The sequence below is a fragment of the Zwartia vadi genome (assembly GCF_030410375.1).
In the GTDB taxonomy this organism is placed as follows: domain Bacteria; phylum Pseudomonadota; class Gammaproteobacteria; order Burkholderiales; family Burkholderiaceae_B; genus Zwartia; species Zwartia vadi.
Genome location: NZ_JAUHHE010000011.1, coordinates 1 through 14,575 on the forward strand (window position 1 = coordinate 1; position 14,575 = coordinate 14,575).

Here is a 14,575-nt window from a genome sequence, read left to right on the forward strand (position 1 = left end):
GCGTTGTCTTGTACGCAATCGGATTGGGGCTGCCTGATCCATCGTGAACACTTCTCCACTTGTTTTTAGTGGAGACATGTTCACTTAACCCCGACTCAGGGGCAACATGTGTTCGCCAGACGCTTACGAGGCACCAGCACGCTCCAACATTGCATGCAACAAGACATTACAACCTGCCTCAAGATGCTCTGGCCGAGCATCTTCGATCTCGTTGTGACTGATTCCATCTTTACAAGGAACAAAAATCATAGCAGTGGGTGCCACCCGAGCCAGATAGACTGCATCATGTCCAGCACCGCTCACGACATTCATCTCTGACAAGCCAATCTTTTGGGCACCATTGCGCACTGCGCTGACTAGCTCTTTCGCGAAAGCTTGGGGTGGGAAATACACCACCTGTGTAATGTTGATTTTGACCTTGCCATTCTTGGCGATCTCCTGCGCTTTGGCATGCAGGTTTTCCACCATTTTGGTGAGGATTTCATCACTGTCGGCACGGAAATCGACAGACATTTTGACTGTGCCTGGTATGACGTTACGCGAATTGGGATAGTTGTCCAGCATGCCAACGGTTCCGCGCGCATTGGGTGCATGATCCAGTGCAGTTTGATTGACTAGCTGAACCATGTGTGAGGCGGCAAGTAGAGCATCTTGACGCAAGGCCATCGGCGTCGGGCCTGCATGCGCTTCGGACCCAGTAATGACAACATCGAACCATCGCTGTCCCAAGGCGCCCGTCACAACACCGATTGTCGTGTCGTGCGCTTCTAGAACAGGGCCTTGCTCGATATGCGCCTCAAAATACGCTCCGATATGTTTGGGATCGATCTGATCTGTGCCGTGATAACCGATCGATTTGAGCGCCTCCCCGACGGAAATTCCATCGCGATCCTTTTGTTCAAGGATAAAGTCAGTTTTGAACTCTCCAATGAAGGCTCCCGAGCCCATCATCACCGGGACAAAGCGCGAGCCTTCCTCATTGGTCCAGACGACAACCTCCAATGGTGCTTCAGTCTCAATCCCTGCATCGTTCAAGGTGTGGAGAACTTCGATGCCAGCTAGCACACCATAGTTTCCGTCAAATTTACCGCCAGTAGGCTGAGTGTCGATATGGCTACCAGTCATGATTGCAGGCAAGCTGTTATTGCGACCGGCACGACGGGCAAAAATATTGCCAACGGCATCAATCCGGATAGAGCATCCTGCAGCTTTGGCTTGGGCGACAAAATAGTCACGGCCTTGACGATCCAGATCTGTTAGCGCGAGCCGGCAAACCCCTCCCTTTTTGGTTGCACCGATTTTTGCAAGCTCCATCAGGGCTTGCCAGAGACGCTCTCCATTGACGCGCAGATCAGTCAGAGAGGCAAGGGCGGTAACAGACATAATCGAACTCCGTGAAAGTTTCGTGAATCGTGTGGCAATAAAGCGACTCTAAGCATAAACAGTTTTATTGCGCTTAACCTGATATCTAGGTTAAATGATGGCATGCGTTCGCGCAATGCGTGAGCGTATTTAAATCAGATAAGGTCTAAAGATGAAACTTGATGCGATTTCGCACCGTCACCGCAATACAAAGATTGTTGCCACATTAGGTCCGGCTAGTAGTGATCCTGCCATGATTCGTCAGCTATTTGATGCTGGAGTGGATGTTTTTCGCCTGAACTTCAGCCACGGTACGCATGCTGACCACAAGTTGCGTTATGACGCGATCCGTCAGATCGAGGCTGACGTGGGTCGTCCGGTCGGCATTTTGATGGATCTGCAAGGCCCAAAACTGCGTCTGGGGAAAATTGTCGACGGCAAATTGGCCTTGACTGCCGGTCAAAAAATCCGTTTGGATTTAGACCCTACACCCGGAGATCTGAATCGTGTCCCGTTGTTGCACCCCGAGATCTTTGCTGCGATTCGCACGGGTGATGATTTGCTAATTGATGATGGCAAAGTGCGTTTGCGCGTGTTGGCGAGTACGTCGGAATATGCCGATGTTCAGGCATTGAATGCTGGTGTCATCTCGGATCGCAAAGGGGTAAACGTGCCTGGGGCGATTTTGCCGATGTCGGCGTTGACGACCAAGGATCGTGAAGACCTCGATTTTGGTTTGAGTATCGGCGTTGACTGGATCGCTTTGTCGTTCGTGCAGCGTCCTGAAGACATTATCGAGTTGCGTGAAATCGTTGGAAATCGAGCCTGGATTATGGCTAAGCTTGAAAAACCCTCGGCCATCGACTCACTGGAAGCGATTGTGGCGAACTCCGATGGGGTGATGGTCGCGCGTGGCGACTTGGGTGTGGAGTTACCACCGGAAGAGGTACCGGTTTTGCAAAAACGCATTGTGCGTGCTTGCCGCGAGGCCGGCAAGCCTGTCATTGTCGCGACGCAAATGCTTGAATCGATGATTACCTCACCTGTTCCGACCCGCGCCGAGGTCAGCGATGTGGCAACCGCCGTCTATGATGGTGTGGATGCTGTGATGTTATCTGCTGAGTCTGCATCAGGTGCCTATCCTATCGAGGCTGTGACCATGATGGACAGGATTTTGCTCAGCACCGAGCGCGATCCTTTGCAACGCGTCACGATGGATGCCGTGCACTCCAGACGGAAAAATGATGCGCGGGATGCTATTTCCGCTGCGATTCGCACTGTAGCTGAGACTTTGCCCGTGGCTGCAACGGTCGCCTATACCTCTTCGGGGGCGACCACGTTGCGTGTGGCGCACGAGCGTCCCCGTGCACCCATTCTAAGCATGACGCCAGTTGCAGCGGCTGCACGCCGCTTATCGCTGGTTTGGGGCGTGCATTCTATTCAGGCTGCCGATGTCGACAGCACAGAGGAGATTGTGATGCATGCTACGCAGGCGGCCAAGAAAAACGGATTTGGTATTCCCGGGCAGGCATTGCTGATTATCGCCGGCACGCCATTCGGGGTGCCGGGTTCAACGAACCTCCTGCGTATTTCCTGGATCGGTGAAGAGCCGGATGTTTCCTAAGCATTTCACTTCTAGGCAAGAGGGCTCCAGACGAAAGGTGTAGGGGCATCCACACTAGGAATTTTTGCGGCTGAATGCTACGCTTTTTGAAAAATATACGCTATTCCTTATCGGTACAGGCACTAAACTAGTTTCAATGCTAAAAATTTCATACTTACGCTCTATCAATCTAACTAAGAGGTTTTTTATGCGTTTTCGTTTGGCTTTAACGGCAGCAACGCTCGTTGCAAGTATGTCTGTTGCAACCTCTTTTGCTCAAGGTACAGACTCCCCCAAAATCGGCGATGAAAAATACAAGCCATCTGTCGGACAAAGCGGCAAGGATGTGATTTGGGTGCCAACCAATGACGCCGTTGCCGAAGCAATGCTCAAAATGGCTGACGTTAAACCCGGTGATTTGGTGTATGACCTCGGCTCAGGTGATGGAAAAATCGCGATTGCTGCGGCTAAAAATTTCGGCGCGACCGCTGTGGGTATTGAGTACAACAAAGACATGGCTGATCTGGCGACACGTAATGCCGCCCGAGCCGGTGTTTCGGACAAAGTCAAAATCATCAATGGTGATATTTTTGTCGAGGACTTTTCCAAAGCAAACGTTCTCACGATGTATCTCTTGCCAGATTTGAACCTCAAGCTTCGTCCGACGATCTTGAAAATGGCTCCAGGCACGCGCGTAGTCACCAACTCCTTCCACATGGGTGACTGGGAGCCAGATGCATTGATCGGTAATGGTTACACCCAAGGCTACTACTGGGTTGTTCCCGGAAATGCAGCGGGTAAGTGGACAATCAAAGGAATCGAGGGAAGCAAGTCGGCCACGCTCGATATCGCACAGCGTTATCAGCGTGTCGGGGGTACTTTATCCATCGACGGCAAATCACAACCTATTCTTGGGCCCACCTTGGTTGGAAATCGCCTGAAGTTCAGCTTTGTAGACCAGGGCGGCCAATCTAGAATTGTCGACGTCACGCTCAAAGGAAATACCTTCGCGGGTAACGTTGTCGAAAACTCTCCTCTCTACGAAGTCACAGGTACGCGTAACTAAGCAATCCTGTTTAAACTGTTTAAAGTCCCTTTGATTTGTCACCACGCCGCAATCCGTGCTGTCAGCACAGGTTGCGGCGTGAGTGCGCATGATTCCAAACCAAACACACCCATCTGCATGCCTTTATGACTCAGCCAACATCGATAGTGAATGAACCAACAAAAAGATTGACTGCTTTTAGTGCGATCGCGATTATTGTGGGCATTGTCATCGGAGCCGGTATTTTTAAAACACCCTCTATGGTTGCAGGCGTCACAGGCGATGCAGGTTGGTTATTGGTAGCCTGGTTGCTCGGTGGTGTGATTTCTTTGGCAGGTGCGCTTTGTTATGCAGAGCTCGCAACAACTTATCCTCATGCGGGTGGTGACTACCATTTTCTGGCACGTGCATTTGGCAAGGACATTTCTTTTCTCTATGCCTGGGCAAAGGCAACCGTCATCAACACAGGCTCGATTGCTTTGCTTGCATTTGTCTTTGGCGACTACATGACCAAGGCTATCAATCTGGGCCCGTATTCTTCAGCAATCTGGGCGATTGGTGTAGTTGTTGCGCTAACACTTATTAACTTGATCGGTATTTCAGCATCCTCCTGGGTGCAGACTCTGCTGACCTTGATCGAGGTGACCGGTTTGATACTGGTTGCGATCGCGGGCTTTTATATTTCCAGCGATGCGCCGGCTTCGCCTGCATTCTTTTCATCGACACCCAGTCTTGGAATGTTTGGCCTCGCCATGGTCTTCGTGCTGTTGACGTATGGCGGATGGAATGAGGCTGCTTACATCTCCGCAGAGGTCAAAGGAGGACGTCGGGCGATTGTGCCGGTGATTTTGATCAGTATTTTGATATTGACGTTGATTTATTTACTTGTAAATATCGCATTGCTTGCTGGCCTCGGTCTCGAAGGGCTTTCCAAGAGCAGCGCTGTTGCAGCAGACTTGATGGGTAAGGCCTTCGGTCCGTGGGGAGAGCGAACCCTCGGTGTATTTGTTGCGATAGCGGCGTTGACCAGTATCAATGCGACCATGATTGTTGGAGCAAGAACGAATTACGCGCTGGGTCGTGACTGGCCGGCACTTCGTTTCATGGGACACTGGGAGGGCGGCAGAGGCTCTCCAATCCGTGGGTATATGGTGCAATCCGTGATCAGTTTGGCACTCGTGATCTTTGGCGTCTGGCAGACGGATGGCTTTGGTGTCATGGTTGAATTCACGGCCCCGGTTTTCTGGTTCTTCTTGTTTTTGGTCGGTATTTCAGTTTTTGTCTTGCGGGTAAGGGATCCCAAGGCTGATCGTCCCTTCAAGGTGCCTCTCTATCCCCTTACACCGATTTTATTTGTGTTGACGTGTGGGTACTTAACGTATTCGAGCATTACTTATGCAGCGAGCAAAGGCGCTGTCCACATCTCCTTAGTGGTGATGGCGATTGGTGTGGTGGCGCTGTTGTTTACGCGTGGAGTGAAGGGCGTGAATCGCTAGTGCTTGATACCGAGTACGGAGAGCGTCTCTCCGTACAGCAAGGTATCTTCACACAAAAAGACGACGACATCCTCGGGAGACATGTTTTCTAGAATTTGGATAACTTCTTCCGGGATATCCATTCCGGCTTGTATGCCAGCAACGTGAACTTGTACGCCGCTCTCAAAGACAGTTCCGGGGACGAGTTTTTCAACAACTGTCAGATCGATTGGGGAAATCACGACGTAGGCGCGAATGGCCAAGTCATCTGCGGACACGTCGAGTAAGACTCCGCTTTCAACATTTTCTGCAAGTGTGCTTTGAATCATCAAATCCATATCTTCCCCGTGAAGTGCCACTGATTGTTTAGCTTGTCTGACTCGCGAAAGTCTTTTCTTCAAGTGCCTCGAGCAATCCAGATAAAAGATGATTCAGTTCGGCACACATCAGTGTGAATTCGCCGTCAAATTTTTCCGCATCATTCGCTGGAGCGAGTTGTTCGTTCCCATCCAGAATGTCTTGCGGTGCAATCCGCTTGATATCGAGTGATTCAGTGAGAACAAATGACACTTTGTCATGCCACGTGAGAGCGAGTCGCGTACATTGCTTGCCGGCTTGAATGTGTTTTTCGATATCGGTAATGTCTAGTGTATGTTTGACATAGCGAATCGCTGCAGCCTTGTCGCCGCCTGCTCGCAATTCAGCATCTTGGTCAATGCTGAAGTTGGCAGGAGCCTGACCACTCGTTATCCATTGAGTCATGGCGGCGGCGGGGCTGAGCGTTACCTGAATAGGTTCGACTGGAAAAGGGTAGATGGCTTTACCCAAAGCAGAGAGGATTTCCTCGGCCTTGGACGCTGAAGCTGTATCAATCACGAGCCAGTGATTGACTGGGTCAATCCATACGCGTGTATCACGTGTCAAGCTAAATGCACGAGGGATGAGCGCGTTGGTGACTTCTTCTTTGAGGTCTCTGAGCTGTTTGCGGCCGGGTTTAAACCCTTGCTGCTCTTCAAGTTCAATCGCCCGTTGTTTGACGAATTGGTTGATCACCGAGGCGGGAAGAAGTTTCTTTTCCGAACGAAAGGCGCATAGAATTTGCCGATCAACACTGTAAGCCAAACGAACATCGTCCTCCCTTGGTTGCGTCCAGCCCGAAGCAGTGGGCGTTGCTGCACCCGGAGAGGTGAATTGCTCTTTAGCCAGTAAGGCATCGAGCTGTTCTGCGGTCCAATTCCATGTATTTGAAAGACGAAACAGCTTGAGATTTTTAAACCACATAACTTACCTTGCCAAAGGTAAGGATTCTAGCTGAAGTCGGTATGACAAATTTGCTGCATGTTTATACGCGCCCAGTCATACCTTCAAAAGTGGTGTGAATCAGTAAGTCAACAATATCTTCATCTGAAAAAGCACCACCCATTTTGAGGAAGTCCGCAACGGGGTCACATGTTCGAGCAAAAATTGTGTAGAGAATGACTTCGCCTGGTAGGGAGGGCGATAAGCTGCCTTTTTCTTGTGCCTCTCCGATCCATTCGCCAAGTAGCTCGGTGAGTTCACTGAGCTTGGCCATGTAGGGCGGATGATTCAAGAGCGCTTGTTGAATACTTGAGCGCGTGGAGGGTAACAACGGCATTGTTCCATCCAGATGCAGTTTGATGGCCCAACGCACCAGTGCCTTGAGCTTGTCCAGGGGGGACGTTTTGGCAGGGATGGCCATGGCGACTTGTATGGTGTCTTCAAGCAAACGGGTCATGGAGGCCGCAGCCAATGACTCTTTTGACTCAAAATGCTTGTACAAGCTCGCTTTGGCGATTCCCACATCGGCGGCGACCTCGTCCATCGTCATCAGGTCGAAGCCTTTTTGCGCCAATAGTTTATTGACAGCATCCAAAATCGCGTTTTCACGGAATTTCAATTGCTGCTGTTTAAACGAAAGTTTATTGCTGCGTATGGTTTGGGGATTGGCGGACATTGGTGGCGTCAGTTGAATTTTGTCTGAATGGTTCATAATATTACTATTCGGTCGCAAAATATACTAATATGTTGAAAATATCCCGTAATAGTTACTTTTGAGTCACTCGCGTCAAATTATGCCCTTAACCAATAAAGTTGACGATACCTTTAGGCGTACGCCTGATGCTATCGACTTGCCTGAAGCTTTTAGCGTGCTTTGCCATGACACTTGGCGGGTGTGCGGTGAGGGTGTTTTCACTTGGAGTGTCTTCCGGTTCTATCGTGCGCGTCTGCTTACGGCTACTGGGCTGTTTGATGACAGGGAGCCTTACCTTTTAGATCTTCACTACCTGCGGTCTTTATCTGGACAGCAGATCGTGTCGACCTCCATGGACGAGATTGCAAGATTGTTCCCGCTAACTGATATGCAAAAAAAGTCATGGTCTGACCAACTGACGACAATGATTCCGGATGTGTCTCTTGGAGATCGTTTGCTGGGTTGGTTTGTGCCAGGCTTGTGTGTTCAGTTTTTTTCGGCAACACAATCTTTAGGCAAGATTGAGGATCCCGATTTTGTGCGGATGTTTAGTGCGATCTGGTTGGATGCTCGCACACGCAGTCCGCAACTGCGTACAGCTTTGCTTGGTCCCTCGCACGGTATCGAACGGACCGCTTCTCCAAATCTTGCTGTTGAAGACGTCAACGCGAAAAAGGTATTGTCATGAGTGATCAGATGATCCCTCGCAATAGTCGTATTGCTGTGATCGGTGCCGGTATTTCGGGTCTTGCTGCGGCTTGGTTGCTTAGGGATCACTCGCGGGTAACCTTATTCGAGTCGGGTGCCTATTTTGGCGGGCATTCCAATACAGTGGATGTTTCAATTGAAGGCATGACGCACCCGGTCGATACGGGTTTTTTAGTTCATAACGATTTAACTTATCCCAATCTGATTCAGTTGTTTGCCCATCTCAATATTCCCGTTCACTCAAGTGATATGTCTTTCGGGGTATCTATTCAGGAGCCCGATATTGAATGGGCTGGCTCCAATCTTGGAACTGTGTTTGCACAACGCAGCAATATTTTCAAACCAAAGTTTTTATTGATGCTGCGCGATATTTTGCGATTCAATCGCAATGCTCAACATTATCTTGATATGTGCCGGGATCAAGCTGTGACGCTGGGCGAGTTGCTTGATCGTGAGCGTTTTGGTCAAGCCATGCGCGACTGGTATTTATTACCAATGGCCGCCGCGATCTGGTCTTCGTCCGTCAAGGATATTCTTGGTTTCCCTGCCGCGACATTTTTGGCTTTTTGCCTGAATCACCGACTCTTGCAGATTGAAAACAGGCCGCAGTGGAAAACAGTCGTTGGTGGTTCGCGTGAGTACGTCAAAGCCATGGTCGCCCAAATCAGCGATGCGCGCGTTAATTGTCCAGTCCATCGCGTACAAAGAGAAAACGATCAAGTGATTGTCCGCTCGGCACAAGGTGTCGAGCATTTTGATGCGGTGATATTTGCCTGTCATGCCCCCACAGCGCTTGCCTTGCTCGATGTAAACGAAGCTGAAAGAGAGGTCTTGCAAGGTTTTCGCTATCAGCCCAATAAAGCCGTGCTGCATCTTGATATCGCGCTTCTACCTCGTCGTAAAAAAGTTTGGTCAGCTTGGAACTACATGTCTTCGCCGGGTGAGGGCGAGCAGCGTCCTGTTGCGGTGAGCTATTTATTGAATCAATTGCAACCTTTGCCTTTTCAGTCACCAGTGATCGTGACACTTAATCCCAACCAAGAACCCAATCCAGACTTGGTACTGCGCACGTTTGACTATGAACATCCCGTGATGAATCTTCAGGCAGAGCGTGCCCAAGGTCTTTTGCCCAATATTCAAGGACTCAATCGCGCTTGGTTTTGCGGTGCATGGTCTGGTTACGGCTTTCATGAGGATGGATTAAAGTCTGCGTTACGAGTGGTGAGAGACTTCCATGTAGACATTCCCTGGGTACCAGTCTATGCGTGATGAATTACTCGAAATTTGTCGTGGACGCGTGATGCATGCGCGTTTGAGACCTTTCGTGCATCGGTTTGTATACCGTGTGTTCTGTTTGCGCCTGCGGATCGATCAGTTCAGTCGTTTAAACCATTTTAATAGCTGGTTGTTTGGCATTGATAAAAAACGGATTGTGAGTTTTCAGAGCCGTGACCATGGAGCGCGAGACGGTTCGGATTTAATGGAATGGCTGTCAAATACCATGCAGTCCTCTCAAGTCTCGGTTGAGATTGGAAGCGTCTGGTTGCAATGTTTTCCTCGCGTATTCGGATACGTTTTTAATCCGGTCAGTTTTTGGTTTGTCCACGATCGACAGGGTTCGCTTCGCGTGCTCTTGGCAGAGGTAAACAACACCTTTGGACAGCGGCATCAATATGTCTTGACTGCTCCCGGCTTCGGTGTGATCGAAGAAGGTGTGACGCTGGAGTGCACGAAGGTTTTCCATGTTTCGCCTTTTTGCGATGTAGAAGGACTTTACCGCTTCAAGATGAGCGGTCATGGGTCACAAGAGCGTATGGCAATTGACTATTTTGATGAACCTGGACTGACTGAGCCTTTGCTAAAAACCGCGATCGTTGTTCAGTTACAGAGATATACAACAAGAGGACTCTTGTCGAGCCTTCTCTCTATGCCAATGATGACGTTTGGCGTGATGGCGCGCATTCATTGGCAAGCATTCAAACTTTGGCGACAAGGCGCAAAGTACCATCCGGTTCCTCCTTTACCTAAGGAAGAAGTCACTAACAATGGAAAGGTTTCCTCATGAGTGTGAATGAAGAGCGTTTGACGGGTTCCCTAGTCAAGACACCATGGGCCGGCAAGCTTCTTGTGAACTTATTGAGCCGTATTTCTCATGGCTCACTTAAGCTGATTGACCCAGCCGGTATCGAGATGATGTTGGGACAAAATGCTTCTGATCCAGAGCGTTTGGTCGACCATGCAGAGCTCAAGATTTGCGACTGGCGGGCAGCGAGTTTGATTTTGCGCCAAGGTGATGTTGGTTTTGCCGAAAGTTTGCGTCGAGGTTGGGTGGACTCTCCTGATCTGGTCGCTTTATTTACTCTGGCGATCCGCAATGATCAGATATCTGAGGCCGTCAATGGACACTGGTGGGCCTTGCTGCTTAAGCGTTTGTCGCACTGGGTTCTCAAAGACAATAGTCGAGCAGGCAGTCGGCGAAACATTTTGAGTCATTATGACGTGGGTAATAATTTTTATCGTCTGTGGCTTGACCCGTCGATGACGTATTCTTCGGCACTATTCCAAGGCGATTTGTCTCAAGAGCTCGAACGTGCCCAAGAGGCAAAATATGATCGTATTCTCGATCAAATTCAAGCTCAGGCAGGACAGACTATTCTTGAAGTCGGCTGTGGCTGGGGAGGGTTCGCGGAGCGTGCAGCGCGTCGAGGTTTGAAGGTGGTGGGTATCACCTTGTCAGATGCGCAACTCGAATGGGCGAATCAGCGCATGCATGATGCGGGCTTGAGTGATCGAGTCAGTCTGCGGCTACAGGACTATCGTGACGTTCATGAGCAGTTCGATCATATCGTTTCCATTGAAATGTTCGAGGCAGTAGGTTTGTTGCACTGGCCAGGTTATTTTCAAATGCTGGCCCGATGCTTAAAGCCAACAGGGCGGGTGGTGGTGCAAACCATCGATATCGCTGAGGACCATTTTGACGCATATCGTCGTGGGACGGATTTTATTCAGCAATACATTTTCCCAGGCGGCATGTTACCGAGTCCCTCACGCTTTAAAAAGGAGAGTGAGTCATCCGGTCTGCGCGTGCTGGAGATCCTGTCGTTTGGTCAGGACTATGCCGAGACTCTTAAACGTTGGGCTCAACGCTTTGAAGCTTCTCTCCAACAGATCCGCGAGCAAGGTTATGACGAGGCATTTATCCGTATTTGGAGAATGTATCTTGCCTATTGCGAAGTGGGTTTCAGGCAATCTCGAACGGATGTCAAACAATGGACACTATGCGCAAACTCCTGATCGCTCTCTTGTTCGCATGTACTGTTGCCATCGCGCATGCGACCCCTTTTTTCACAAGCTTATTGCCTGGCGCACAACAGGTCGGTCAAGGCGTGTTCAAGCGCTTTGGTTGGTCCATCTATGAAGCGACACTCTATGCCCCCGGCGGACGTTTTGATCCAAACAAACCCTATGCTTTGTCCTTGACCTATGAGCGTACGATTGCAGGTGATCGTTTGGTTCAGGCGTCTCTTGACGAGATGCGCAAGCTTGGCGCACCGATCGATGAACGACCTGATTGGGGGCCTGCACTCTCCAAGGTTCTACCAAGCGTTTCCAAAGGCGTCACACTGACAGGTGTCTATCGTCCCGGGGAAGGTGCCACGTTTTACCAACAAGACCGCGAAATCGGCAAAGTCGACGACGCCTTGGCTCGGATGTTTTTTGCTATTTGGCTGGACCCCCGAACCAGTGATCCCGGCCTACGTCAGGCGCTGTTGGGAGTGACGCAGTGAAAGTGCAAGGACTCGTTGCCTATGCAGCGTTGGGCTTGCCCCTCGCCATGGCAATGTTGCCTATCTATATGATCTCCCCCAAGTTTTATGGTGATGGCTTGGGACTGGACCTTGCGGCACTTGGCGCAGTGCTCTTTTTGACGCGTATGTTTGATACCGTGCAGGATCCTTTCCTTGGAAGGGTTGTGGATGTGTTTCAACGCAAACGTAAAGGTTGGTTGCTGCTGATGATCATTTCAGCACTCCTACTTGCCGTGGGCTTTGTGCTGCTTTTTTCTCCTCCTGAATGGTCTAAAACGGGATTGCTTGTGTGGTTAACGCTATCCTTATTACTCGTTTATTTTGCGCATAGTTTGTTGAGTATTTGCTATTTGACCTGGGGCGCCAGACTGACTGACGACATCAGCCTGCGCTCGCGCGTGACGGCCTGGAGAGAAGCGTTCGGGCTGATCGGAGTGGTATTGGCGTCTATTTTGCCAACTTTCTGGGTCGCTGAATGGGGACCCAGGCAGGGCTATCAATGGTTCGCTTGGATCTTTGTCATCATTTTATTTTTCGGGTTGTTCTCAACGCTGCGTTGGGCACCATCGCCTCTTGTGCCTGTCGTGAGTAGTTTGGATGGTTGGCGCGAGGCTCTCAAGCCTCTCGCGGTTCGAAGGGTGATGTGGTTTTATCTTTTCAATGCGATATCCGTTGCGATACCCGCTACGCTTGTTTTATTTTTCATCGATGATGTTGTGCAAGCGCCTCAGTACGCGGGAATGTTTCTTGGTATTTATTTTCTTGCAGGGATGCTGACACTTCCTCTATGGGTGGCGGTGTCGGATCGGATTGGTAAAACCCGGGCATGGATGTTTGGGAGTGTGTTCGCCGCAGCGGCTCTACTTTGTTCAGGTTGGGTTGCAGGGGGAGATGTCATCGCCTATGGTTTGATATGCCTTCTTGCGGGGACTGCGCTGGGTGCTGACGTTGCCTTGCCTCCAGCGATGCTTGCCGATGCCATCCCAGAACAGAATCGTAAAAGCACTGGACTGTATTTTGGAATCTGGGTCTTGATCAGCAAATTTGCGCTCGCGCTTGCTGCGGGTCTTGCTTTACCCAGTCTTAAACTCTTTGGTTATGTTCCCGGTCAGTACCAAACCACCGCTGCCTTGACTGCGCTTTATGTTTTTTTACCCATCGTCTTTAAAGGCATCGCCATCCTGGTGCTGTTGCCTCAGTTCGATGGACATTCGTCATCGCGGGTTTTTGCCCGCAAGGAGTCATTAAAGTGAAACTCAAAGCCTTGATAGCCTCAGCGACCACTGCGCTGATGACGGCGTGTGGCAGTGTGGATGTTGACCATTACGCCAAAGAAACACCCAAACTTGAGCTGTCGAGTTTTTTTACTGGCACGATTGATGCATGGGGGATTTTCCAAAAACGTAATGGAGAGGTCGCACGTCGCTTTCACGTGGAAATCCTGACTGAATGGAAGAGTCCTGATGAAGGCATACTTGATGAGCGTTTTACCTATGCTGATGGCGAAAAGCAGCGTAGGGTCTGGACATTGAAGCGTCAGGCTGACGGAAGCTGGCAAGGAACTGCTGATGATGTGGTGGGAGTTGCCACAGGGCGTGTATCGGGTAATGCGTTGCACTGGACCTATGTGCTGCGCTTGCCGGTAGATGGCAAGGAGTATTTGGTCAATTTTGATGATTGGATGTGGCAGATGGATGAGCATTCCATGATGAATCGCTCCACGATGTCCAAGTTTGGAATCGATCTTGGCGAGGTGACATTGTTTTTCCGCAAGCGTGCACCCGGTAGTCCTTCATGATGCGACCGCTCAATGCGCCAATTAAAAATTGGACAGGTAAACGAGTCTGGGTTGTTGGAGCCTCTAGTGGCATAGGGGCTGCACTTGCCAAGGCTTTACTCGATGCTGGCGCATGGGTCACGTTGTCCGCACGTCGGCAAGATCTCCTGCAGACGATTGCTGCGCACCATGGAAACGCCCACGTTGTGGCCTTTGATGCGGGTGACAAGCTTGCGTGGCAAGACGCATTTGAAAGAACATTATCTTTGATGGGTCACATAGACCTGGTTGTACTTGGCGCAGCACGTTATGATCCCACCCATAGTTGGGAGCTCGATCTTGAACACGTGCAAAAAAGTTACGATTTGAACGTGGTTGGCGTCTACAGCGGCGTGTCTGTATTGGTTCCGTATTTTTTAAAACGAGGTGAGGGTGGTTTGGCTGTCATTGCAAGTATCTCAGCCTATACAGGACTCCCCAAGGCCGTGATTTATGGCGCGACCAAGGCAGCGCTCAATAACATGGCCCAAACACTTTACTTTGAACTGCAGCCCAAGGGTTTATCCGTTTACTTGGTCAATCCGGGGTTTGTTGAAACCCCTATGACAGCTGTGAATGATTTTGATATGCCCGGCTTGATGAAGCCGGTCGATGCGGCTAAATCAATTATGGCGGGCTTTGAACGTGGTGATTTTGAAATTCGCTTTCCTCGTGGCTTTGCAGGTGCCTTGCGATGGCTGAGCTTTTTACCTGATCGCTTACGCTTTCCTTTGCTACATAAAATCACCAATCTTTGAGTGGCC

Annotated in this window: 15 protein-coding genes; 11 read left to right on the forward strand and 4 right to left on the reverse strand. The window is 50.2% G+C overall.

The features are described 5' to 3' along the window. Window positions 1-123: 123 nt before the first annotated feature. A complete protein-coding gene (locus QWY27_RS10425; protein ID WP_290197425.1) occupies window positions 124-1,383 on the reverse strand; it encodes a Zn-dependent hydrolase in 1,260 nt (419 codons plus the stop codon). 151 nt (window positions 1,384-1,534) lie between these two features. Here QWY27_RS10425 and pyk point away from each other — a divergent pair, with 151 nt between their 5' ends. The 3 genes from pyk to QWY27_RS10440 all read left to right on the forward strand — a co-directional run bounded on the left by pyk (window position 1,535) and on the right by QWY27_RS10440 (window position 5,506). After that, entirely contained in the window at window positions 1,535-2,986 is a 1,452-nt protein-coding gene (gene pyk / locus QWY27_RS10430) for a pyruvate kinase (RefSeq protein WP_290197427.1), read from the forward strand. Between the two features lie 187 nt (window positions 2,987-3,173). Then, on the forward strand, window positions 3,174-4,031 hold the full coding sequence (locus QWY27_RS10435) for an SAM-dependent methyltransferase (protein ID WP_290197429.1): 858 nt from the start codon (window positions 3,174-3,176) through the stop codon (window positions 4,029-4,031). 125 nt (window positions 4,032-4,156) lie between these two features. Then, window positions 4,157-5,506 carry an APC family permease gene (locus QWY27_RS10440; RefSeq protein ID WP_290197431.1) on the forward strand — a complete coding sequence of 450 codons (1,350 nt, stop codon included), beginning with the start codon at window positions 4,157-4,159 and terminating at the stop codon, window positions 5,504-5,506. Here the strand turns inward: QWY27_RS10440 and QWY27_RS10445 are convergent. The 3 genes from QWY27_RS10445 to QWY27_RS10455 form a co-directional block, all read right to left on the reverse strand. Further along, a complete protein-coding gene (locus tag QWY27_RS10445; RefSeq protein ID WP_290197433.1) occupies window positions 5,503-5,823 on the reverse strand; it encodes a hypothetical protein in 321 nt (106 codons plus the stop codon). The genes QWY27_RS10440 and QWY27_RS10445 overlap by 4 nt on opposite strands. Before the next feature lie 28 nt (window positions 5,824-5,851). After that, window positions 5,852-6,766, reverse strand: a complete 915-nt coding sequence (locus tag QWY27_RS10450; protein ID WP_290197434.1) for a recombination-associated protein RdgC — start codon at window positions 6,764-6,766, stop codon at window positions 5,852-5,854. A 61-nt stretch (window positions 6,767-6,827) separates the two neighbouring features. Then, window positions 6,828-7,460 carry a TetR/AcrR family transcriptional regulator gene (locus tag QWY27_RS10455; protein WP_290197437.1) on the reverse strand — a complete coding sequence of 211 codons (633 nt, stop codon included), beginning with the start codon at window positions 7,458-7,460 and terminating at the stop codon, window positions 6,828-6,830. A 118-nt stretch (window positions 7,461-7,578) separates the two neighbouring features. Between QWY27_RS10455 and QWY27_RS10460 the strand changes: the two genes are divergently transcribed. The 8 genes from QWY27_RS10460 to QWY27_RS10495 are packed head-to-tail and all read left to right on the forward strand — an operon-like array spanning window position 7,579 to window position 14,569. Further along, window positions 7,579-8,166 (forward strand): hypothetical protein, encoded by a 588-nt coding sequence (locus QWY27_RS10460; protein ID WP_290197439.1) that lies wholly within the window; start codon window positions 7,579-7,581, stop codon window positions 8,164-8,166. Beyond that, entirely contained in the window at window positions 8,163-9,455 is a 1,293-nt protein-coding gene (locus QWY27_RS10465) for an NAD(P)/FAD-dependent oxidoreductase (protein ID WP_290197441.1), read from the forward strand. Before QWY27_RS10460 ends, QWY27_RS10465 begins: the two co-directional genes overlap by 4 nt. After that, entirely contained in the window at window positions 9,448-10,251 is an 804-nt protein-coding gene (locus tag QWY27_RS10470; protein WP_290197445.1) for a DUF1365 domain-containing protein, read from the forward strand. Before QWY27_RS10465 ends, QWY27_RS10470 begins: the two co-directional genes overlap by 8 nt. After that, window positions 10,248-11,480: an SAM-dependent methyltransferase gene (locus QWY27_RS10475; RefSeq protein ID WP_290197447.1), complete on the forward strand. Its 1,233-nt coding sequence runs from the start codon at window positions 10,248-10,250 to the stop codon at window positions 11,478-11,480. The genes QWY27_RS10470 and QWY27_RS10475 overlap by 4 nt, the downstream gene beginning before the upstream one ends. Further along, window positions 11,456-11,974, forward strand: coding sequence for a chalcone isomerase family protein (locus QWY27_RS10480; RefSeq protein WP_290197449.1), 519 nt, complete (start codon window positions 11,456-11,458; stop codon window positions 11,972-11,974). Before QWY27_RS10475 ends, QWY27_RS10480 begins: the two co-directional genes overlap by 25 nt. Then, the gene (locus QWY27_RS10485) at window positions 11,971-13,248 is read left to right on the forward strand and encodes an MFS transporter (RefSeq protein ID WP_290197451.1); all 1,278 of its coding nucleotides are present in this window, start codon (window positions 11,971-11,973) and stop codon (window positions 13,246-13,248) included. The genes QWY27_RS10480 and QWY27_RS10485 overlap by 4 nt, the downstream gene beginning before the upstream one ends. Further along, on the forward strand, window positions 13,245-13,793 hold the full coding sequence (locus QWY27_RS10490; RefSeq protein ID WP_290197453.1) for a DUF3833 domain-containing protein: 549 nt from the start codon (window positions 13,245-13,247) through the stop codon (window positions 13,791-13,793). The genes QWY27_RS10485 and QWY27_RS10490 overlap by 4 nt, the downstream gene beginning before the upstream one ends. After that, window positions 13,790-14,569 carry an SDR family NAD(P)-dependent oxidoreductase gene (locus QWY27_RS10495; protein WP_290197454.1) on the forward strand — a complete coding sequence of 260 codons (780 nt, stop codon included), beginning with the start codon at window positions 13,790-13,792 and terminating at the stop codon, window positions 14,567-14,569. Before QWY27_RS10490 ends, QWY27_RS10495 begins: the two co-directional genes overlap by 4 nt. The last annotated feature ends 6 nt before the right edge of the window (window positions 14,570-14,575 follow it).